Source organism: Bradyrhizobium sp. CCGB01, assembly GCF_024199795.1.
Classification (GTDB): Bacteria; Pseudomonadota; Alphaproteobacteria; order Rhizobiales; family Xanthobacteraceae; genus Bradyrhizobium.
In genome coordinates, this window is sequence record NZ_JANADK010000001.1 from 9158233 (window position 1) to 9179431 (window position 21199).

A 21199-nucleotide genomic window follows, 5' to 3' on the forward strand; every position below is an offset into this window, starting at 1 on the left:
CTCGCGGGCGCTTTTGTTTTTCGACGTGCCTGCCCAAAACCAAAAGAACCCCAAGGAATTTTCATGAACAAGAAACTCTCCCTGCTTGCCGCAGCAACGGCGCTGACACTGCTTGCGACCCCATCCGCGTATGCGCAGAAGGCGTACGACACCGGCGTCACCGACACCGAGATCAAGATCGGCAATGTCGAGGCCTATTCGGGTCCCGCTTCCGCCTACGGCATCATCGGCAAGACCGAGGAAGCCTATTTCAAGATGATCAACGACCAGGGCGGCATCAACGGCCGCAAGATCAACTGGATTTCGTATGACGACGGCTACTCGCCGCCGAAGACGGTGGAGCAGGTCCGCAAGCTGATCGAGAGCGACGAGGTCTTCCTGGTGTTCAACGCGCTGGGCACACCGACCCAGACCGCCGTGCAGAAATATCACAACGCCAAGAAGGTGCCGCAGCTCTTCCTCGCCACCGGCGCCAGCAAGTGGAACGACCCGAAGAACTTTCCCTGGACCATGGGCTTCCAGCCCAGCTACCGGGTCGAGGCACAGATCTTCGCAAAGTATATTCTGAAGGAGAAGCCGGACGCGAAGGTTGCGATCTTCTATGCCAACGACGACTTCGGCAAGGACTACCTCGCCGGCATCAAGGACGTGTTCGGTGACAAGGCAGCGAAGCTGATCGTGGCCGAAGAGAGCTACGAGACGTCGGAGCCGTCGATCGATGCCCATATCGTCAAGCTCAAGGGCACCGGCGCCGATGTCTTCGTGAACATCGCGACCCCGAAGTTCGCCGCGCAGGCGATCAAGAAGATCGCGGAGCTGGAGTGGAAGCCGATGCACCTGATGACCGACGTGTCGGTGTCCATCGGCGCGGTGATGAAGCCGGCCGGCCTCGAGGCCTCCGAAGGCGTGCTGTCGGCGGGCTATCTGAAGGATGCGTCGGACCCGCAGTGGAAGGACGACGAGGGCATGAAGAAGTTCATGACCTTCATCGACAAGTACATGCCCGGCGCCAACATTTCGGACGCCAATCTGGTGTACGCCTATGCCGCGGCGCAGACGATGGTGCAGGTGCTGAAGCAGTCGGGCGACAACCTGACCCGCGAGAACGTGATGAAGCAGGCCGCCAGCCTGAAGGACTTCGTCCCCGACACGCTGATCCCGGGGATCAAGATCAATACCTCTTCCACCGACTTCGCGCCGATCGAGCAGCTCAAGATGTGGCGGTTCAAGAAGGGCCAGTGGGAGCTGTTCGGCGACATCATCAGCGCCGAAACGGGCGGCTAGCCCTGCATCATGGCGGCGGGCGATGGCGCGTCGTTCGCGCCTTCGTCCGCCCCGATGCTGATCCCTGCCACCGGCAGACCAAGCCGGCGCTCGTCACCTCGCGCCGCAAAGCGCGAGCATGTCCATGCCAGTATCGCCGTGCCGGATGACGGCTGATCGAATTGCAGGACGAAGGCGTCGGCGTCGATGGCGATCGCTGCATTGGAGAGGCGTACGCCGTCGAGATAGAACCGCACCCCGATTCGATCCAGGGGTCCGCGAATCTCCGGCGATGCAATGCGGATCATGTTGCGCCCCTTCGGCACCTTGATCCGCAACGCGGCTTCCGGCTCACTCCAGCGAAAGCTGCGGTGCTGCCAGACTTCAGGCGCGTGGAACCCCGCCTGCGCCACCACCCGATCTCCAAGGCGGGGCAGTTTCGCGCCGGCGGCCTCGCCGCTGCCGTGAATGCAATCGAGGCGCTGAAAGTGGATCAGCGAGGCGATATAGCGCTTCAGCCAACGTGCAATGCCGTCGCGCGAGCCGACCATCGTGAGCATGGTCAGCACACAACGCGCATAGGCCGCGGCAACGCGCGCTGAACTGCACGCAGAGCGGCCGCCCGTCAGCGCGATCGGTCCCCAGCGCCAGAGGCCATCCAGGCTCTCGCGATTCACGTGCGCGGATCGCATCCGTGCGACCAGGGCGCTGCGCGCGAGCGCCACGTTGAAATCGCCGCGGCTGTTCCATTCGATCGGAATGTCGAGCAGATCGCTGCCGGGATCGCTACGCGCCTCGCTGAGATAGCGGATCTCGCCCTGCACGAAATCGAGCGTGAATTTCTTCAGCTCGCCGATTTCGCCGACATAGTAGTGATGGAAGCGCGCCTCCTCGAGATAGCCGATCTTATGGCCCCTCGCGTGATACGCGGCGGCGAGCACCCATTCGGCGAAATGACCGAACTCCTCGCGCAGCCCGCCGCATTCCCGATAGACGTCGCGCCGCGTCACGAAGCACTGGTCCAGCACCTTGCGCCAGGGATGCTGCTTCATGCCGAACTCGATATCGGCCTGGTACATGGCGGCCTCCGCCACCGACAGCCGGTTATGGCAGATCGGCACCGACCGGCAGGAGAACCCGGCCCAGTCGGGATGAGCGTCGATCGCGCGGATGCAGACATCGATCACGTCGGGCTCGGGCCAGCAATGCGACTCCGTGAAGAAGAGGTATTTGCCGCGGGCCTTGGCCGCGCCGAAGGCGCAGAGCCCGATGTCGTGATCCGAGTTGGTGAATTCGAGACGCGCACTGTCGCCGGCGAGGGCGCTCAGCTTGTCGTGCGCCGTGAAGTCGGGCGGCACAACCAGGATGAGTTCGTAAAGAGATGCGTCCGCTGTCTGCGATGTCCAGCCGAGCCACGACAGCTCCCACTGCCCGCGATGAAACTCGAGCGGGATGATGACGGAGAAAAGCGGGGATTCACCACCGTATGACGCGGGCACGTCCTGCATGCCTCCTTATAGACGCATGCGACGCCATTTTCGGACTTTTCTCACAGACTATACCGACAGAAACAATGCGAACGATTCCTCCACCGTGCGGCGCAGATGCCTTGCATACAACGCGTGGTTGGGATCGTCGGGACCGACCCGTCCCAGCGACGGCTTCGGGACATTGCGGAGCGGCACATAGGCGATCGGCGCCGCGATCGGCGTCAATTGCGAGCCGGGGCCGGCGCGGAGCGTCGAGATGATGCCGTACATCTCGCCGGCAACCGTCGGCCGCGACACCGTGATCACGCGATGCTGGCCGTGCTTGATGATGACGAGGTAGATGAAGCCGGACTGATGCGGCACCGCCACCTCGCCGGTGTGCTCATAGGCGGCATCGGTCCGCTCGCCCTCGCGGAACACCAGTGAAGACACCTTCGGCTCCCAGACGATCTCGGTGCGATAGGCGAAGATCGCATCCTTGTCGCCGAAGGATGGCCGCAGCGTGATGTAGACGTCCTCGAGCCAGGTCACCGCGCGATGCGCATAAGAGCCGAGGCTGTCGGGCGCGACATCGTTTGCGGCCGGGGGCGCCACCACGATGACGCTTTTGCGCAAGGATACGCCGAGGGCCTGCTCCAGCCGCACGGTCGTTGCCAGCGTGAACGGCCGCCGGCCGCCGAGCACCTTCTCCAGCGTGGACAGGCTGAGCTTGGCCTGCTCGGCCAGCGCCTGCCGGGAAATCCGTCGCCTGGCGAGCTCCTCGCGGATGGTCTCCGCGATCTCGCGGCTCTGCTCGTCCGAAAGCTGTCTATCGGTGATTTTATCCTGCATCTGCATCGTCAACCCTGCCTTGCGAGAGCCAGTCTAGCAGGGCGGACAAACCAGCACAAAACCGCACTTGGCCGTTCCGGCCGCGGCTGCCGGGGCCGGCTGCGGCGGAACATTGCCGATCATTCTGCTCGCGAATTCAGGCCCTCCCGACGGATGCTCCGAGCCAGCAAACATCCTTCGGGAGCAGGCGAAATGGATACCTACGACACGGCCGACAGTGACGAACACCCCATGCTGGGGCGGCTGATCACGATCGGACTATTTCTTCTGGTGCAGGGCATCGCAGTGATGCTGGTCGCCTTCGTGGCCCTGCTGGTGAGTTTTGAGCCGGGATGGTCGGCGACGGCGGAGCAGGCCAGCCTGCTCCAGCCCGGCGATGCCAGATCCGGCACCCTTCTGCTGAAGGAGGACGGCGCTTATGCCGAAGCGATCCGCCTCGGCATCGACGTCGACATCACGGTATCCGGTCCGACGCTGCGCGCCCGCGTCACCCAGATCTTCCGCAATCCGACCAAGGACTGGGTCGAGGCGACCTATGTCTATCCGCTTCCCACCGGCGGCGCCGTCGATACGCTGAAGATGGTGGTCGGCGACCGCGTCATCGTCGGCGACATCAAGGAGCGGCAGCAGGCCCGCCTGGTCTACGAGCAGGCGCGCCGTACCGGCCAGAAGGCCGCGCTCACCGAACAGGAGCGGCCGAACATCTTCACCAACTCGGTCGCCAATATCGGCCCAGGCGAAACCGTGCTGGTGCAGATCGAATACCAGGAGCCGGTGCATCAATCCGGCAATGAATATTCGCTGCGCCTGCCGCTCGTGGTCGGACCGCGCTACAATCCGGCGCCGATCGTACAGAGCGTCGACTTCCGCAACGACGGCTCGGGCTGGGGCGCGACGAATTCGGATCCGGTGCCTGACCGCGACCGCATCTCGCCGCCGGTGCTGGATCCCGCGAAGAACGCGCCGGTCAATCCGACCAGCATCACGGTGCGTTTGAAAGCCGGCTTCGCGCTCGGCGAGGTCAAGAGCCACCACCATAACGTCAAGGTCGAGAGCCCGGACAATGCGACGCGGATCGTCACGCTCGCTGAGGGCACTGTACCCGCCGACCGCGATTTCGAGCTGACCTGGAAGCCCGCCGCGGAGAAGGCGCCGTCGGTCGGCCTGTTCCGTGAGCGTGTCGGCGATGCCGATTATCTGCTCGCCTTCGTCACCCCGCCCAGCGCCGAGCAGGCGACGCAAAAGCCGCTGCCGCGCGAGGTCGTGTTCGTGATCGACAATTCCGGCTCGATGGGCGGCACGTCGATCGTGCAGGCCAAGGCCAGCCTGCTTTACGCCCTTGGGCGCCTTCAGCCGAACGACCGCTTCAACGTGATCCGGTTCGACGACACCATGGATGTGTTGTTCCCGACCGCCGTACAGGCTGATGCAGCGCATGTCAGGGACGCAACCTCGTTCGTCGACGCGTTGCAGGCGCGCGGCGGCACCGAGATGGTGCCGGCGATGCGGGCGGCGCTGACGGACAAGCTCGGCGACACCGGCATGGTCCGCCAGGTGGTATTCCTGACCGACGGTGCGATCGGCAACGAGCAGCAATTGTTCGAAACGATCACGGCGATGCGGGGGCGCTCGCGCGTCTTCATGGTCGGCATCGGATCCGCGCCCAACACCTATCTGATGACGCGCGCCGCCGAACTCGGCCGCGGTGCCTTCACCCATATCGGCTCCGTCGAGCAGGTCGAGGAGCGCATGCGCGGCCTGTTCGCCAAACTGGAGAACCCGGCAGTGACCGGCCTCAGTGCGAAGTTCTCTGACGCGAAGGCCGACGTCACGCCGGCGATCGTTCCCGACATCTATCGCGACGAGCCGCTGGTGCTGGCGGCAAAGCTCGACAAGCTCGCGGGTTCGCTCGAGATCAAGGGACGCGTCGGCGATCGCCCGTGGTCGGTGACGCTGCCGCTACAAAACGCCGCCGAAGGCAAGGGCCTGTCAAAACTCTGGGCACAGCGCAAGATCGGCGACGCAGAGGTCGCCCGCACCCTGCGCGAGATGACACCCGACGCATCCGACAAAGCGATCCTGGCACTGGCGCTCGACCATCAGATCGTCACGCGGCTGACCAGCCTCGTCGCGGTTGACAAGACGCCGAGCCGCCCCGAGGGCGAGCCGCTCAAGCTCAGCGAGCTGCCGCTCAACCTGCCGGCCGGCTGGGATTTCGCGAAGGTCTTTGGCGAACGGCCGCAGGTGCCGGCGCAACTCCGCGAACGTCATGCCGACGCGCGCAACCAGCCGGCAGTGCGACGGCCGACACCTGCCGCCCCCGATGCCGTTCGCCTGCCCAAGACTGCAACCTCGGCCGAGCTGAAGATGATCGCTGGCCTCGTCCTGATCGTGCTCGCCCTGATCCTGTTCGTGTTCAACCGGCGTCAGTCCTTGCTCACTGACGCTGCTTGAGAGAGGAGCCCCCCGAACTCCTCTGTTAGCGCGCGCGGTCGCCCGTCCCACACCAACGGCCGCGCGCGCCTTTTTCTTCTTCCGTCATTGCGAGCGCAGCGAAGCAATCCAGACTGCCTCCGGGGAAAGAATCTGGATTGCTTCGCTTCGCTCGCAATGACGATTGTGGATACAATGCCCCGCTTCATCTCTCCCCTGGCGCTCGCGCTGATCGGCACCATCCTGTTCGGCGACGGCGCGTACATCCACGCCAAGGCATGGCTCGCACAGGTGCTGCTGGAGCGCGCGTTCGACAGGAGCGTTGCGACCGGCACGATGGTCAAGCCATGGTCTTGGGCCGACACCTGGCCGGTCGCACGGATCGAGGTGAAGCGGATCGGCGCCAGCGCCATCGTGCTGGAAGGCACCAGCGGTCAGGCACTTGCCTTCGGACCCGGCCATATCCACCAAACGGTTGATGCCGGCGAGCGCGGCATTGCGGTATATGCTGCACATCGCGACACACATTTCCGTTTCCTGCGGAATGTTGCCATTGGTGACGTAATCGATGTCACACGCAGTGACGGCAAACACTTCCGCTATCGCACGGATTCTTCCGCGGTCGTTCGTTTCGATGCATCGGGCATCGATCCCGCAACGCAGGACTTCGAGCTCGTGCTCGCGACCTGCTGGCCGTTCGACGCCGTCACCTCGGGCCCCGAACGCTACACCCTGCATGCCACCTTGATCAAAGCCGATGAATAGCGGTTCGCAATCGGCCCGTTCGGGACCGGTTGAAGCCTCGCAGATGGCACCTGCCACGCCCGGCAATCGCGTTTGATGGGGCCACTGAACTGGCGTCCTCGCCCGTCGCCCTGTAAGAAAGGCCGATTGATTTGACGCTGCAATTTTCAGGACAAACGGTAATGGCCGACGAGTTCAGGCAGCGTCTCGAACAGCTCGAGAACCGCATCGCACTCCTGGAAAGGAACCAGGATCTCATTGCCGCCGGGCAAAGACGGTCCTCGCTTCGGAGCCTCTGGCGACGCCCGCCGATGTGGACCTTCGAGCAATATCCGCCGCGCCTGCTCAACCTGACCGCTTTCCCGCCTGCGCCTGCGATCCCGGCGCGTGCGCCGCGGATCGCGATGGTCACGCCAAGCTACAACCATGCGCAATATCTCGGCGCCGCGATCGAGAGCATCGTGAGCCAGAACTATCCGAGCCTGTATTATCATGTGCAGGACGGCGCCTCGATCGACGGCACGATCGATCTCCTGAAGACCCTTGGCGACGGCATCAGCTGGAAGAGCGAGCCGGACACGGGGCAGTCGAACGCCATCAATCTCGGCTTCGCCGGTGCCGATTGCGAGATCATGGCTTATCTCAACAGCGACGACATGCTGCTGCCCGGAACACTCGCCTATGTCGCCAACTATTTCATGTCGCACCCCGATGTCGACGTCGTCTACGGCCATCGCGTCTTTGTCGATCGCGAGGGGCTCGAGGTCGGCCGCGCCGTGCTGCCACCCCATGACGGCAAGGCGCTGCAATATGCCGATTACATTCCGCAGGAGACGATGTTCTGGCGCAAGCGCGTGTGGGACCGGATCGGGCCGATCGACGAGAACTTCCACTACGCGATGGACTGGGACTTCATCCTGCGGGCGCAGGCTGCGGAATTCAAGCTCGTGCGGCTGCCGCGATTTCTCGCCTGCTTCCGAATCCACGATGCACAGAAGACGGCTTCGACCTACGCAGTCGGCGTCAGGGAGATGGGCATCCTGCGGCGCCGCTGTCTCGGCTTCGACCCGACGCAGATGCAGATCAGGCGCGCCATCGCTCCCTATCTCGCGAAGCAATTGGCCTATCACTACGCCTACAAGCTGAGCCTGCTGCGCTACTGAACAAGCAGGAGATCAGCGAAGTGCTTGGAGCGCGCGTCGTCCATTGCGAGAATGAGCGTCACGACGTCGTAGCACTTCACCTCGCCGTTCGCACTTTCGCCAAAAGTCTGGTGATGCTAGCCTTGTCGCAAAGCCACTTCATTCCGTCACGCGGCATGGAGCCAGTCACGATCAGTCCCGCCAGAAGCCGGCGCATGACAGCGCGCTGCAACAAAAACAATAAGTGAGGAAGCGCCATGGAAGCCCAGGTGTCTGCTGCGTCCGTTTCTCCGCGCCCATGGTCTCCAGCACCCGACGCCAGCGACATCGTCAAAGGCATTCACGCCATGCTGCACCCGCACAACATCGTGCTGGTGGGGGCGACTGACAAGCCCGGCAACTATGCCGAACGCATCTGGAACAATCTGGTCAAGTACGGCTACGAGGGCGGGCTCTATCCGGTCAACGCCAAGCGCGAGACCATCTGGGGCGTCCCCTGCTTCAAGGATTTTGCCAGCCTGCCGGAAAAGCCTGATCATGTGCTGGTGCTGGTGCCGGCGCGCTTCGCCGTGCAGGTGATCCGCGACGCCGCTGCCGCCGGCGCGCGCTCGGCCACCATCGTCACCTCCGGCTTCAGCGAGTTGCAGGATGATGAGAGCCAGAAGCTCGCCGCCGAATTACAAGCCGCGATACGCGAGACGGGCCTTGCCGTCACCGGCCCCAACTGCCTCGGCAACTTAAGCGCCGGCGAAAAGCTCTTCACCAATATCGACGACCGCAACGTCACCATGGAACAGGGTGCGGTGGCGATCGCCGGGCAATCCGGCGCCATTGTCATGGCGATCCGCCAGGCGCTGGAGGATCGCGGCGTCGGGGTCGGTTACATGGTGACGACCGGCAACGAAGCCGGGCTCGAGACGCCGGACCTGATGCGCTATTTCGCCGAGGATCCGAGCGTCAAGGTGATCGTGGTCTATCTGGAAGGCGTGCGCAACACCAAGGCCTTTCGCGATGCGTGCAAGGCGGCACGCGCCGCGAGCAAGCCGGTGATCGCACTCAAGCTCGGCGCATCCGAAGGCGGCCGCGCCGCGGCGATGGCGCATACCGGTGCACTTGCAGGCTCGATCGAGACCTTCGACGCGATCGCAACCCGCGAAGGCGTGATCCGGGTCGGCGGGCTCGACGAGCTGATCGAGACCACCGAATGCTTCGTTCACTCTGCCGTGCCCAAGGGCGACCGGCTCGCCGCGGTCACGCTGTCCGGCGGCAAGCGTGGCATGCTGCTCGATGCTTTCTATGCCGAAGGCTTGAACTTTGCACCGCTGAGCCCGCATGTCGGCTCTGAGCTGGCAAAGATGCTCGGGCCGGGCTCGATCGTCGGCAATCCGCTCGACGCCGGCTTTGCCGCGGTGGTTGACCCCTCCGTCTACATGAAGTCGATCAAGCTGATGATCGACGACCCCGATATCGACATCGTCATCGTCGATGCCGAGCTGCCCAAGACACCGCACGAATTGCGCGAGCGCAATCTGCGCATCGTCAACGAGATGGCGAGCCAGGCCTCGAAACCCGTGATCTACATCAGCGCGATGTCGATCGGCTTCACCGAATTCACCAAGGACTTGCGCAAATCGCTGCCGCATCTCGCGGTCATGCAGGGCATGGACCGCGCGGTGACCGCGATCAAGTCGCTGCTCGACTATGCGAAGCTGCGCAAGGAAGTGCCCGACATCGCCTCGAGCTCAAAGCCTGCCGCGCGCGCGGTGCTGGAGAAGGCGCTGAAATCGGCGAGCGGCGCCGCACTCGACGAGGTCGCCTCGAAGAAGCTGCTGAAGGCCTACGGCATCCCGATCTCCAAGGAGGCAATCGCGCAGACGGCGGCCGAGGCCGTGAAGATCGCCAAGCAGATCGGCTTTCCGGTTGTGGCCAAGGTCGTCAGCGCCGAGATCCTGCACAAATCCGACATCGGCGGCGTGGTGCTGAACCTCGCCAGCGCGGCGGAGGTGAAGAAGGCATTCACCGACATCACCGCGCGGGTGAGCAAGCTGAAGGGGAAGCCGAAGCTCGACGGCATCCTGATCGCGCAGCAGGTCAAGGCCGATCTCGAGCTCGTGGTCGGCGCCTCGCTCGATGCCGAGATGGGACCGGTCGTGCTGTTCGGCACCGGCGGCATCGACATCGAGCTGATGAAGGACGTCGCGCTCGCCGGCGCGCCGCTGGACGAGGCCGAGGCGCGGCTCCTGATCGGCCGCACCAAGGCCGGCATCAAGATGCGCGGCTATCGCGGCAAGCCGTCCCTGCACGAGGCCTCCGCGGTGAAAGCGCTGGTCGGCCTGTCCAATTTGATCGCGGATGCCGGCGACCGGATCGCCTCGATCGACGTCAACCCGTTCCTGATCAACACCAGAACAGGCGTCGCCGTCGACGCCCTGATCGTGCTGAACAATGCCGCGGCAAAACGCGCGGCCGGACATTGATGTCGCGTAGGGCGGATTAGCGCAGCGTAATCCGCCCTCTTGCATCCAGAAAGCAGTGGCGGGTTACGCTTCGCTAACCCGCCCTACTTAACACTGCGGCCTGCTTCCAACTTTTCCGCTTTGGCCGTAGACTCAGCCACATGGCACGCGCGAGCAACCTTGTCATCGGAACGGCGACGCTGGCGGTCATCGCCGTGGCGTTCGGCGGCGTGCTCGGCGTCCAGAAATGGCGCACCGCCCAGAGCCGGAGCCAGTTGCGCGTGGTGTTCGAGGGCGGCTCCGCCAGCGGACTGCGCCGCGGCGGGCCGGTCAACTTCGACGGTGTTCCCGCCGGCCAGATCCTGTCGATCAAGCTGGACAATCCGCGCAAGATCGTCGCGCTGGTGATGCTCGACAACACCGCGCCGATCCGCAAGGACACGGTCGCGGGCATCGAGTTCCAGGGCCTCACCGGCGTCGCCGCGATCTCGCTGATCGGCGGCGCACCCTCCGCGCCGCCGGTGCCGCTGGACACGGACGGCGTCCCCGTGCTGACCGCCGATCTCAGCGACGCCGAATCCATCGTCGACACCCTGCACAGTGTCGACCGCACGATCGTGAGCAACGCCCCCGCGATCAAGGACGGCCTGCGCACGTTCGAGAACCACACCGCCGATCTCAGAAGCAAGGGCGGCGAAATCGACTCCGTCATGGCCAAGGTCGACACCGCCTTCGCAGGCTTCGACAAGGCGGTCACGAAGATCGAAGGCGTGGTGCCCGGCTTCGCCGACGGCAAGGCTGACGAGCTGTTCGAGAAGATCAAGGGACTGCACGAGCTCGCCGATACCATGAAGAAGAAATCGGCTGCTTACGTCGAGGACATCCGTCGCTCGCTGCTCGACGTCAGCGAGGCCGCCAACAAGATGAGCGGAACGCCCTCGCCCGCTGCCGCCCCGCGCCCGCCGCGCAAACCGCCGCAGAAGAAGCAGTAACTGTTTTTCTTATCCTCCCCTGGAGGGTGACAGTTCCGCCTGATCTGGCGCCTACCACGCGTAGCGCACGACGCCCTTGCCGGCGTAGGAGCGGGTGACGTTCGAGAACTCGCCCTCGAAGGTCGCCGACGCGGACCAGCCGTTCATCCAGTTCATCTGTACCGACGCCGTGGTCAATGCGGAATCGCGCGCCAGAGCCGCGCCGTTCACGACGAAGGCCGATCCCGGCAGGGTCTGGAACACCGCACCGACAGTGCGGTCCGGATTGTAATCATGCGCCCAGGCGACTCGGCCACGCAGGGTCATCAGGCCGCCGGCCGCGGCGAAGGACTTGTCCGCGCGCAGGCCGAGCTCGGTGCGGGTGCTGGTCACGTCCTTGGCGGCGTAGTTGAGTGCGAAGGTGTTGTTGCCGACCACCGCGAACTCCGAATAATTCGGCAGGCTGAACATGGTGGCCTGGGCCGCAGCATAGGGGGTCAGGCCAATCCACTGTGTGGCGTAACGATAACCGCCCTCGATGCGGCCCGAGAACGCGTTGGCGTTGAACTGCGCACGCAGCTGATCGACGCCAGCTGCGGTGACGATGCGGTTGGTCGTGACGTCCTGCCAGCCATAGGCCAGTGCGGCCGTGATATAGGCCGGTCCCATCGTGTGACGCACGAAGGCGCCGGCCTGGAACAGGTCGGAGCGGCCCCAGCCGAGCCCGTTGACATTGAAGCCCGTGCCGCCGCCGGCCAGCGCAAAGCCCGCGATCGTCGACGGCGAGAAGCGATAGTCGAGACCGACGGCCGTGCCATAAATGCTGCTGCTGGTGTTGTTCGAACCAAGGGCAGCATTGCCGTCAGTGGTCTGCGAGCCGCCATAGCCAGCCGCCCAGACGTTCCAGCGCTGCTCGAACGACGCAGCCGGCGCCTTGCGGTAGATCGAAGCGAAGGCATCGCGCGTGGTCTTGTCACGCGCGCCTTTACCGGTCGCGGCATAGGCATTCGCGCTCGCCTCATCCGCATAGGGCGTCGCACCGGGCGCACCGCTGCGCCCAGAGCCAAACACGTCGGTCAACAGGCCAAGGAACAGGTTCATCGCGTCGAACGTCGTCTGCTGCGATCCCGTCGCCGATTCGCCCGAGGCCTGCGTCAGGCCGGCCGGCGAGAGATTGGCGAGCGCCACGGGAAGGCTGCCGGTGCTGTTGAACACGTTCGTCAGCACGTTGGCGACGTTCTGCTGATTGACGTTGAGGCCGCCGCCATAGCCCAGCGCGAGGTCGAGGTAGACATCGTTGAGACCGTAGCTCAGCGTCGCCTTCAGGTTCGACGACAGGCCCGCGACAACGGGATTGAAGGTATCGGGCAACGTCCCCGCATTCAGGATCGTGTAGTGCTTCGCGATCGAGCCGGTCGGAACGACGACGACGGTCGCGCCGCCGAGCGTCGCCGTGCCGGTCACGACCGCGAGGCCGTTGCTGGCGCCCGAGATCTGCACCATGTAGCTCGACGCGCTGGTGAACGAGAGGTCGCCGGACACGGTGAGCGTCCCGGTCGGATTTCCCGGCGCCAGCGTGCCGCCATTGACGGTGGTCGTGCCGACCGTGCCGACGCCGCCAAAGGTGCCGCCCGTGGCAACGGTCACGGTGCCGTTGATGGTGCCGGCGAGCATGAGCGTGCCGCCGAGCACGCTCCAATCCTGATTGCCGGTGCCGGTCACGGTCCAGGTCGAGCTGTCGACCTTGTTGAAGGTCGAGAAGCCGTCGTACTGAAGGCCGGTCCCGATCTGGTCGAGATTGAACGTATCCTTGCCGGTGCCGCCAAGCTGGAACGTGTCGGTTCCCGATGCAAACACCTGGCCCTTGATGACGCTGCCGGGGCCAAGCGTGAGCGTGTTGGAGCCGCAGCCGCAGAGGTCGATCGCAATGGCACCGGACGCACTGGCGTCGATGGTGCCCGAGTTGAAGACGCTGCCTCCACTCACCAGGATGCCTGTGCCGCCCGCGCCGACGGTGATGGTGCCGGTATTGACGATCTGGTTCGTTGTCGAGAACGCGCTTACGTCCATACCGACGCCTGATGCGCCGACGGTGATCGTGCCGCTGTTGGTGACAATGTTGGAATCACCGAACACGATGATGCCTTCGACAGCATCCGCGCCCGTGATCCGTCCGCTATTGGTGATCGTGGAGGACGAGCCGTTATAGGCAACGCCCGCACCGGCCAGGCCGACATTAATCGTGCCGCTCTGGCTGATCGTGGCCCTGTCGCCCTGCATCGAAATGCCGGCCGATCCGCTGCCGCCCACGTTGATCGTGCCGGCGTTGGTGACTTTCGAATCATCGCCCTGCACGGCAATGCCGACGGCAAGGTCGCCAGCCGTGATCGTGCCGAAATTGCTGGCGGTCTGGAAGTCGCCCTGCATGAAGATGCCGGCGGCGTTCTGCCCGACCGTGATCGTGCCGGTGGCGGTGTTGGTGACCGTGTTGTTGGCGGTGATCGCCATAATGCCGCCGGAGAAGCCGGTGGAATCGCCGACCGTGATCGCGCCGGCGTTGGTGACGATCGCGCCGCCGAACACGAAGATCCCGGACGAACCGTCGACCCCGGTGATCGTACCCGTCGCGGTGTTGGTGATCGTGTTGTTCTGGGCTGCGAAGACGCCTACGCCCGACGCACCGATCGACAATGCGCCGCTGTTGGTGACGGTGTTGCTGTTGCCGACCGAGATCGCGGCACCGCTGTCGCCCGTCGTGATGGTTCCGGCATTGGTGATGACGTTGTGGTCGATCGCCTGGATGCCGAGACCGTTGTCGAGCACCGTGATGGTGCTGTTGTTGGTCACGGAGTTGGAATTTCCAACGGCAATGCCGGTGAGGCCCGAGCCCGCCGACACGGTCCCGTTGTTGGTGACGGTATTGGAATCGTTGACGCCGATCGCGACCGCGCCGTTGTCGTTCACGGTCGCGCCGGACAGCACGTTGACATTGAGGCTGTCGACGCCAACCCCGGCCTGAAAACCGTCGGCGTCGGTGCCGCTACAGGTGACAGTCTGGCCGCTCGTCGCCGGATCTGGCGCGCAGGCCGCGCTGGCCGGCGTCGCGCTGAGGCTCAATCCCAGACAGAGCGCAGATGCGCCGACGAGCAACGCGACAGCGCACCGGCGCAGTCGACCCTGCCGCCTCGATGGCCCCTCGCCCCTCAACGTCACGCTCCCCGTTCCCGCCAGTTCCGCGGGGAACTTAGGCCATGAGGGGGCTCCGTAGAACTACGACGGCACCGAAATGCGTCCGTTTGCCCCACAACCGGGGCAGAATCCGGCCGTGATGTTGCAACCGCGCCACGGTTTAAGGGGCCGAATTCCCATTTCGCGCATGAAGCGGCTCGCTCCGGCGACCGCAATTGCTCAGTAATTGCTGGGCGCCGCCTCGTTCGGGATGCCGTCGATCGGACATTCCGCGGTTCCCGGCATCGAGCGGGTCATCGCCTCGACCATGTCGCGCGTCCCTTCCGGATCGGCGATCCAGTTCTTGTAGAAGTCATAGGGGCACGCCGCGACGCCGCGCGGGCTCTCGCCGGAATTGATCATGCCGGTGTAGCCGCGGTGGACCAGCTTGTAGAGATGGTTCTGCGACTGGCCGTTGCGGCGCGCATCGCGGATCAGATTCTTCGACAGCTGGGCATATTGGATGCCGTACTCCTCCTCGCCGCACTCGCCGAGCGTACGGCCATCGAAGCCGATGATCGCGGAGTGACCGAAGTAGGAATAGACGCCGTCGAAGCCGGCGGCGTTGGCAACCGCGACATAGACGTTGTTGGCCCATGCCATCGCCTTGGAGATCATGACCTGCTGCTCCTTGGCCGGATACATGTAGCCCTGGCAGCGTACGATCAGCTCGGCCCCCTTCATGGCGCAGTCGCGCCAGATCTCCGGAAAGTTGCCGTCGTCGCAGATGATCAGGCTGACCTTCATCCCCTTCGGGCCGTCGGAGACATAGGTGCAATTGCCGGGATACCAGCCCTCGATCGGCACCCATGGCATGATCTTGCGGTACTTCTGCACGATCTCGCCCTTGTCGTTCATCAGGATCAGGGTGTTGTAGGGCGCCTTGTGCGGATGCTCCTCGTGGCGCTCGCCGGTCAGCGAGAACACGCCCCACACTTTGGCCTTGCGGCAGGCCTCGGCGAAGATCGCGGTCTCCTCACCGGGCACCGCCGAGGCGGTCTCGTACATCTCCTTGGAGTCGTACATGATGCCTTGCGTGGAGTATTCCGGGAAGATCACGAGGTCCATGCCGGGCAGGCCGGCCTTCATGCCCACCAGCATGTCGGCGATCTTGCGGGCGTTATCGAGCACCTCGGCCTTGGTGTGCAGGCGGGGCATCTTGTAATTGACCACTGCGACGCCGACGGTGTCGTTGCTGCTGGAAATGTCACCGTGAAGCATGTTGAGCGCTCCTGTCTTTTATTCGTTTGAGGTCATCGCGTGCGTTATTCGCGCATGATCTTGCCGGAAAACCGCTGCACACTTTTCCGGATCATGCGTTAGTGGCTGATCATCCAGGGGCGTGCGGTCGGAAAGCCCTTGGCGCCGCTCCTGGTCTTGGTCACCAGCCGCGCCGGCTTCTTGCGGTCTGACGTGCTCTTGTCCTTCACGGTCTTGCCCGACGAGCAGCAGCCGCAGCCGGGGCCATGCGAGGCCTTGTATTGCGCGAGCGTCTGCGGCGCGTGCGTGCTGCGCTCGTTGACGGCATGGGCCTTGCGCTTTTCGGCCGGCATGCAGAAGAAGTTCGGCGCGGTCAGGATGACGCGCGGCGCCATCGTCTCGCAATGCGGGCAGCTTTGCGGATCGTCGCATTCGGCCATCGGCCTGAGATCCTTGAACGGACCGCAATCGTCACAGAGATATTCATAGACCGGCATCGCATCATCCCTACGCTGTTGCCTGTGAGAGAATTCCCGCGGCGGATGCGGGGCGGCCCAAAAGCTGGCCGTCCCGCATCCCGTCGCGCAGGGATTACTTGTCCGGCGAGATCGGCATCTGGATATCGCCGGTGATGTGCTTGATCGGGCCCGCCGCCGACGGCATCACGTCGAAGTCGAAGATCTCCGTCGGCAGCCATAGCGTGGCGCAGGCATTGGGCACGTCGACCACGCCGGAGATGTGGCCCTGGCACGGCGCGGTGCCGAGGATCGAATAGGCCTGGGCGCCGGAGTAGCCGAACTTCTTCAGATACTCGATCGCGTTGAGGCAGGCCTGGCGATAGGCGATGTGGACGTCGAGATAGTGCTGCTTGCCGGCCTCGTCGACCGATATGCCTTCGAAGATCAGATAGTCCTTGTAGTTCGGCGTGATCGGCGACGGCTTGAAGATCGGGTTCTTGATGCCGTATTTCGCCATGCCGTCCTTGATCACCTCGACCTTCAGATGCAGCCAGCCGGCCATCTCGATGGCGCCGCAGAAGGTGATCTCACCGTCGCCCTGACTGAAGTGCAGGTCGCCCATCGACAGACCCGCGCCCGGCACATAGACCGGGAAGTAGATCTTCGAGCCGCGCGACAGGTCCTTGATATCGCAATTGCCGCCATGTTCGCGCGGCGGCACGGTGCGCGCACCTTCCGCGCCGATCTTGGCCTTGACGTCGCCCTTGGCGCGGCCGCCATGAGCGGTCGGCGCGAACGGCGGGTTGGCCAAACCGGGCACGCGGGTCGGATTGGTCGAGATCAGCTCGGCCTCGCGCTTGTTCCAGGTCTCCAGCATCTTCGGATCGGGCAGACAGCCGATCAGGCCTGGATGGATCAGGCCGGCAAAATTCACGCCGGGGACGTGACGCGACGAGGTGTAGAGACCCTTGATGTCCCAGATCGACTTCTGCGCCAGCGGGAAATGGTCGGTGAGAAAGCCGCCGCCGTTCTGCTTGGAAAAGAAGCCGTTGAAGCCCCACAGGCTCTCCTTCATCGGGCCGACGTCGAGGAGGTCGACGACGAGGAGATCGCCGGGCTCGGCACCCTTGACGCCGATCGGACCGGACAGGAAGTGCACGATCGACAGGTCGATGTCGCGCACGTCGTCGGCGGAATCGTTGTTCTTGATGAAGCCGCCGGTCCAGTCATAGGTCTCGATGATGAAATCGTCGCCGGGATTGACCCAGGCGACGATCGGGATGTCGGGGTGCCAGCGGTTATGCACCATGTCATTTTCGTAGGCCGACTTGGTGAGATCGACCTTGATCAGTGTCTCTGGCATCGAGATGCTCCCCTTTTTACACGGTTGGTTAGACGGACAGATATTTCGAGACCTGTGCGGCATCGACGGCGTCGCGCGGATCGTCGCGGACGATCTCGCCGTTCTCGATCACCAGCACGCGGTCGGCGATGTCGAGTGCGAAGCTGAGAACCTGCTCGGACACGACGATCGACAATCCCTTTTCGTCGCGGATGCGCTTCAGGGTGCGCGCCATGTCCTTGATGATCGACGGCTGGATGCCCTCGGTCGGCTCATCCAGCAGCAGAACCTTCGGCTTGGTCGCGAGCGCGCGAGCGATCGCGAGCTGCTGCTGCTGGCCGCCGGAGAGATTGCCGCCGCGGCGGCCCTTCATCTCCAGCAGCACCGGAAATAATTCGTAGATGTCGCCAGGCACCTCGGAGCCGCCGGAGACGACCAGCCCCGTTTCGATGTTCTCCTTCACCGTCATGGTGGAGAAGATCATGCGGCCCTGCGGCACATAGGCGAGGCCCTTGGCGACGCGCTCATAACTCGGCAGGCCGCCGAGCTCCGTTCCGTCCATGGTCACCGAGCCGCTCTTGGCCGGCAGGATGCCCATCAGCGATTTCATCAGCGTGGTCTTGCCCATGCCGTTGCGGCCCATGATCGCCACGATTTCGTTGGGCGCGACCTTGACGTTGAGCCCGTGCAGCACCTCGCTCTGGCCGTAGGCGACGTGAAGATCTGAGATTGCCAGCATCGAAATTCTCCTCAGTGACCCAGGTAAACTTCGACGACCTTGGGGTCGTTCTTCACCTTCTCCATGGTGCCCTCCGAGAGGATCTGGCCCTGGTGAAGCACGGTGACCTTGTGCGCGATGTCCTCGACGAACTTCATGTCGTGCTCGATCACCAGCACCGAGCGGTTCTTGATGATGCGGTTGAGGAGCTCGGCGGTCTTGGCGCGCTCCGACACGCTCATGCCGGCGACAGGCTCGTCCAGCATCAGCAGATCGGGATCCTGGATCAGCAGCATCCCGATCTCGAGCCACTGCTTCTGGCCGTGGCTGAGCAGGTCCGCGTTCACGTTGAGCCGGTCCTTCAGGAAGATCATCTCGGCGACCTCGTGCACCCGGTCGCGCACGGCAGCGTCGCGGGTGAAGGTCAGCGCGCCGAACACCGAGCGGCCGCGCGGATAGGAGATCTCCAGATTCTCGAACACCGTGAGATCGTCGTAGATCGACGGGTTCTGGAACTTGCGGCCGACGCCGGTCTTGACGATCTCGTTCTCCCGCATCCGCGTCAGCTCCTTGCCGCGGAACTGGATCGAGCCCGACGTCGCTTTGGTCTTGCCGCAGATCAGGTCGAGAACGGTGGTCTTGCCGGCGCCGTTGGGGCCGATGATGACGCGGATCTCGTTCTCGTCCACATAGAAGGAGAGATCGTTGACCGCCTTGAACCCGTCGAACGACACCGTCAGCGCCTCGACCGCGAGCAGGAATTCCTTGGGCTGGTGACCTACGAGCATGATGATCTCCTCACTCCGCCGGGGCGCCGTCGGCAACCGAGCTGTCGGTCCAGCCGTCAGGTTTCGATTTGCGCGATGAGATCAGGCGATCGATGCGCGGCTGCACGTAATCGCCCCAGATTCCGGCAAGACCGTTCGGGAAGGCAAGGACCACGGCGATGAACAAGCCGCCGAGGCCAAACAGCCACAATTCCGGAAAGGTTTCCGACAGGCTGGTCTTGGCGAAATTGACCAGCAGCGTGCCGTAGACTGCGCCGAGGATCGACAACCGGCCGCCGACCGCGGTGTAGATCACCATTTCGATCGACGGCACGATGCCGACGAAGGACGGTGACATGAAGCCGACATTGAGCGCGAACATGGCGCCGCCGATCGCAGCGAACACGGCGGCGATGCAGAAGGCGAAGATCTTGAAATTCGCAACGCTGTAGCCGGAGAAGCGGACCCGGTCCTCCTTCTCGCGCATCGCGACCAGGATGCGCCCGAGCTTGGAGTGCCGGACGAACTGCGCGATCATGATGCAGGCGAACAGGCATCCGACCTCGAAGAAGTACAGCACGATCTTGGCGTGGTCGGGCCGGATGTCCCAGCCCTTCAACGTCCGCAGGTCGGTCATGCCGTTGATACCGCCGGTGTAGCCCTGCTGTCCCACGATCAGGATGGTCAGGATGGCTGCGACCGCCTGGGTGATGATGGCGAAGTAGGTGCCGCCGACCCGGCGCTTGAACATCGCGGTGCCGATGATGAGAGCGAAGATGCCGGGCACGAGGATGATGGCGGCGATCGTGAAGGTGAGGCTGCTGAACGGCTTCCAGAACAGCGGCAGCGCGGTGATCTGATTCCAGTCCATGAAATCGGGAATGCCGGGTGTCGACTGGATCTTGGTATTCTCCACGCTCGAGGCTTCAAGCTTGAGGAACATCGCCATGCAGTAGCCGCCGAGCCCGAAGAACACGCCCTGGCCGAGACTGAGAATGCCGCCATAGCCCCAGCAGATCACCAGGCCGAGCGCGACGAAGGCGTAGGTCAGGTATTTCGCGACCAGATTGAGCCTGAAGACATCCAGCGTGAGTGGAAGGATCACCACCAGGAAGACCGCGAGCAGCAGAATTCCGATGAGCTCCGATCGATTGAAGAACCGATTGTCGGTCATTGCATCAGCCCCAGTTTCTCACTTGCGGACCTTGAGGGCGAACAGCCCCTGCGGCCGCAGCATCAGGATTCCGACAACGGCGAGCAGCGTCAGCACTTTCGCCATCGAGCCCGACATGAAGAACTCGAGGGTGGATTGCGTCTGCGAAATCGAGAAGGCCGAGGCGATGGTGCCGATCAAGCTCGCGGCGCCGCCGAACACGACCACCAGGAACGTATCGACGATGTAGAGCTGTCCGGAGGTTGGCCCGGTGGAGCCGATCATCGTGAAGGCGCTGCCGGCGACGCCGGCAATGCCGCAACCGAGACCGAAGGTGTAGCGATCGACCTTTTCGGTGTTGATGCCGACCGCGCCGGCCATGATGCGGTTCTGCACGACGGCACGAACCTGGCGGCCCCAGCGCGACTTGTACATGACATAGGCGACGCCGATGGTGATCAGCACGGTGAGGCACATCACGAAGACGCCGTTGATCGGCACCTCGATGCTGTCGGTGACGTGCAACGAGCCGAGCATCCATTGCGGCAACTCGACGCCGACTTCGCGCGCGCCGAACACGGAACGATAGGCCTGCTGCAGCATCAGGCTGAGGCCCCAGGTTGCCAGCAGCGTGTCGAGCGGGCGCTTGTAGAGATGCCGTATCAGCACCCACTCCACCAGCATTCCCAGCGCGCCGGATGCGACGAAGGCCAGGATCATCGCGAGGAAGAAGTAGCCGCTGAACAAGCTCGGAAGATAGGACTGGAAGAAATTCGAGGTCATCCAGGTGACGTAGGCCCCGAGGATCATGAACTCGCCATGGGCCATGTTGATGACGCCCATCTGGCCGAAGATGATCGCAAGCCCGAGCGCCATCAGGACGTAGACCGAGAACAGGATCAGTCCCGCAAAACCCTGCATGACGAAGATGGAGCCAAGATCACCAAGCGAGTAGTCGCCGAACATCGATGTCCTCCGTCGGGGAAAGGGTCCCCGCGTCGCG

Annotated in this window: 16 protein-coding genes; 6 read left to right on the plus strand and 10 right to left on the minus strand. The window is 63.7% G+C overall.

The features are described from left to right. Nucleotides 1-63: 63 nt before the first annotated feature. Entirely contained in the window at nucleotides 64-1284 is a 1221-nt protein-coding gene (locus NLM25_RS43130; protein WP_254123986.1) for an ABC transporter substrate-binding protein, read from the plus strand. Here the strand turns inward: NLM25_RS43130 and NLM25_RS43135 are convergent. After that, nucleotides 1281-2771 (minus strand): glycosyltransferase family 2 protein, encoded by a 1491-nt coding sequence (locus NLM25_RS43135; RefSeq protein WP_254140982.1) that lies wholly within the window; start codon nucleotides 2769-2771, stop codon nucleotides 1281-1283. The two genes, NLM25_RS43130 and NLM25_RS43135, sit on opposite strands and share 4 nt — an antisense overlap. Nucleotides 2772-2819: 48 nt before the next feature. After that, nucleotides 2820-3590 carry a helix-turn-helix transcriptional regulator gene (locus tag NLM25_RS43140; RefSeq protein WP_254140983.1) on the minus strand — a complete coding sequence of 257 codons (771 nt, stop codon included), beginning with the start codon at nucleotides 3588-3590 and terminating at the stop codon, nucleotides 2820-2822. A 186-nt stretch (nucleotides 3591-3776) separates the two neighbouring features. Between NLM25_RS43140 and NLM25_RS43145 the strand changes: the two genes are divergently transcribed. The 5 genes from NLM25_RS43145 to NLM25_RS43165 all read left to right on the plus strand — a co-directional run bounded on the left by NLM25_RS43145 (nucleotide 3777) and on the right by NLM25_RS43165 (nucleotide 11351). Beyond that, the gene (locus NLM25_RS43145; protein WP_254140984.1) at nucleotides 3777-6038 is read left to right on the plus strand and encodes a marine proteobacterial sortase target protein; all 2262 of its coding nucleotides are present in this window, start codon (nucleotides 3777-3779) and stop codon (nucleotides 6036-6038) included. Between the two features lie 174 nt (nucleotides 6039-6212). Beyond that, nucleotides 6213-6782 carry a class GN sortase gene (locus NLM25_RS43150; protein WP_254140985.1) on the plus strand — a complete coding sequence of 190 codons (570 nt, stop codon included), beginning with the start codon at nucleotides 6213-6215 and terminating at the stop codon, nucleotides 6780-6782. 161 nt (nucleotides 6783-6943) lie between these two features. After that, entirely contained in the window at nucleotides 6944-7924 is a 981-nt protein-coding gene (locus NLM25_RS43155; protein WP_254140986.1) for a glycosyltransferase family 2 protein, read from the plus strand. Nucleotides 7925-8160: 236 nt separating this feature from the next. Continuing rightward, nucleotides 8161-10380, plus strand: coding sequence for an acetate--CoA ligase family protein (locus NLM25_RS43160; protein ID WP_254140987.1), 2220 nt, complete (start codon nucleotides 8161-8163; stop codon nucleotides 10378-10380). Nucleotides 10381-10520: 140 nt separating this feature from the next. Then, nucleotides 10521-11351, plus strand: a complete 831-nt coding sequence (locus NLM25_RS43165; protein WP_254140988.1) for an MlaD family protein — start codon at nucleotides 10521-10523, stop codon at nucleotides 11349-11351. A 51-nt stretch (nucleotides 11352-11402) separates the two neighbouring features. Here NLM25_RS43165 and NLM25_RS43170 read toward each other — a convergent pair whose 3' ends face one another. From NLM25_RS43170 to urtB, 8 genes are all read right to left on the minus strand, one after another. After that, nucleotides 11403-14537 carry an autotransporter domain-containing protein gene (locus NLM25_RS43170; protein WP_375167896.1) on the minus strand — a complete coding sequence of 1045 codons (3135 nt, stop codon included), beginning with the start codon at nucleotides 14535-14537 and terminating at the stop codon, nucleotides 11403-11405. A 201-nt stretch (nucleotides 14538-14738) separates the two neighbouring features. After that, nucleotides 14739-15779, minus strand: a complete 1041-nt coding sequence (locus tag NLM25_RS43175) for an aliphatic amidase (protein WP_254140990.1) — start codon at nucleotides 15777-15779, stop codon at nucleotides 14739-14741. A gap of 98 nt (nucleotides 15780-15877) precedes the next feature. Continuing rightward, nucleotides 15878-16255, minus strand: a complete 378-nt coding sequence (locus NLM25_RS43180) for a zinc ribbon domain-containing protein (protein WP_254123996.1) — start codon at nucleotides 16253-16255, stop codon at nucleotides 15878-15880. A 94-nt stretch (nucleotides 16256-16349) separates the two neighbouring features. Continuing rightward, nucleotides 16350-17579: a formamidase gene (fmdA, locus tag NLM25_RS43185; RefSeq protein WP_254140991.1), complete on the minus strand. Its 1230-nt coding sequence runs from the start codon at nucleotides 17577-17579 to the stop codon at nucleotides 16350-16352. A 28-nt stretch (nucleotides 17580-17607) separates the two neighbouring features. Further along, nucleotides 17608-18297: an urea ABC transporter ATP-binding subunit UrtE gene (urtE, locus tag NLM25_RS43190; RefSeq protein ID WP_254140992.1), complete on the minus strand. Its 690-nt coding sequence runs from the start codon at nucleotides 18295-18297 to the stop codon at nucleotides 17608-17610. 11 nt (nucleotides 18298-18308) lie between these two features. After that, entirely contained in the window at nucleotides 18309-19064 is a 756-nt protein-coding gene (urtD, locus tag NLM25_RS43195; protein WP_007615920.1) for an urea ABC transporter ATP-binding protein UrtD, read from the minus strand. Nucleotides 19065-19074: 10 nt separating this feature from the next. Continuing rightward, nucleotides 19075-20217 carry an urea ABC transporter permease subunit UrtC gene (urtC, locus tag NLM25_RS43200; RefSeq protein ID WP_254123999.1) on the minus strand — a complete coding sequence of 381 codons (1143 nt, stop codon included), beginning with the start codon at nucleotides 20215-20217 and terminating at the stop codon, nucleotides 19075-19077. Nucleotides 20218-20235: 18 nt separating this feature from the next. After that, on the minus strand, nucleotides 20236-21162 hold the full coding sequence (gene urtB / locus NLM25_RS43205; protein WP_254140993.1) for an urea ABC transporter permease subunit UrtB: 927 nt from the start codon (nucleotides 21160-21162) through the stop codon (nucleotides 20236-20238). Nucleotides 21163-21199: the final 37 nt, after the last annotated feature.

Excerpts from the sequence above, each read along its gene's own strand:
- NLM25_RS43140 (WP_254140983.1), bottom strand. The coding sequence starts at position 3,590 with ATGCAGATGCAGGATAAAATCACCGATAGACAGCTTTCGGACGAGCAG.
- NLM25_RS43150 (WP_254140985.1), top strand. The coding sequence starts at position 6,213 with ATGCCCCGCTTCATCTCTCCCCTGGCGCTCGCGCTGATCGGCACCATC.
- NLM25_RS43135 (WP_254140982.1), bottom strand. The coding sequence starts at position 2,771 with ATGCAGGACGTGCCCGCGTCATACGGTGGTGAATCCCCGCTTTTCTCC.
- NLM25_RS43130 (WP_254123986.1), top strand. The coding sequence starts at position 64 with ATGAACAAGAAACTCTCCCTGCTTGCCGCAGCAACGGCGCTGACACTG.
- NLM25_RS43165 (WP_254140988.1), top strand. The coding sequence starts at position 10,521 with ATGGCACGCGCGAGCAACCTTGTCATCGGAACGGCGACGCTGGCGGTC.
- urtC (WP_254123999.1), bottom strand. The coding sequence starts at position 20,217 with ATGACCGACAATCGGTTCTTCAATCGATCGGAGCTCATCGGAATTCTG.
- NLM25_RS43180 (WP_254123996.1), bottom strand. The coding sequence starts at position 16,255 with ATGCCGGTCTATGAATATCTCTGTGACGATTGCGGTCCGTTCAAGGAT.
- urtD (WP_007615920.1), bottom strand. The coding sequence starts at position 19,064 with ATGCTCGTAGGTCACCAGCCCAAGGAATTCCTGCTCGCGGTCGAGGCG.
- urtB (WP_254140993.1), bottom strand. The coding sequence starts at position 21,162 with ATGTTCGGCGACTACTCGCTTGGTGATCTTGGCTCCATCTTCGTCATG.
- NLM25_RS43175 (WP_254140990.1), bottom strand. The coding sequence starts at position 15,779 with ATGCTTCACGGTGACATTTCCAGCAGCAACGACACCGTCGGCGTCGCA.
- urtE (WP_254140992.1), bottom strand. The coding sequence starts at position 18,297 with ATGCTGGCAATCTCAGATCTTCACGTCGCCTACGGCCAGAGCGAGGTG.
- NLM25_RS43155 (WP_254140986.1), top strand. The coding sequence starts at position 6,944 with ATGGCCGACGAGTTCAGGCAGCGTCTCGAACAGCTCGAGAACCGCATC.
- NLM25_RS43160 (WP_254140987.1), top strand. The coding sequence starts at position 8,161 with ATGGAAGCCCAGGTGTCTGCTGCGTCCGTTTCTCCGCGCCCATGGTCT.
- fmdA (WP_254140991.1), bottom strand. The coding sequence starts at position 17,579 with ATGCCAGAGACACTGATCAAGGTCGATCTCACCAAGTCGGCCTACGAA.
- NLM25_RS43145 (WP_254140984.1), top strand. The coding sequence starts at position 3,777 with ATGGATACCTACGACACGGCCGACAGTGACGAACACCCCATGCTGGGG.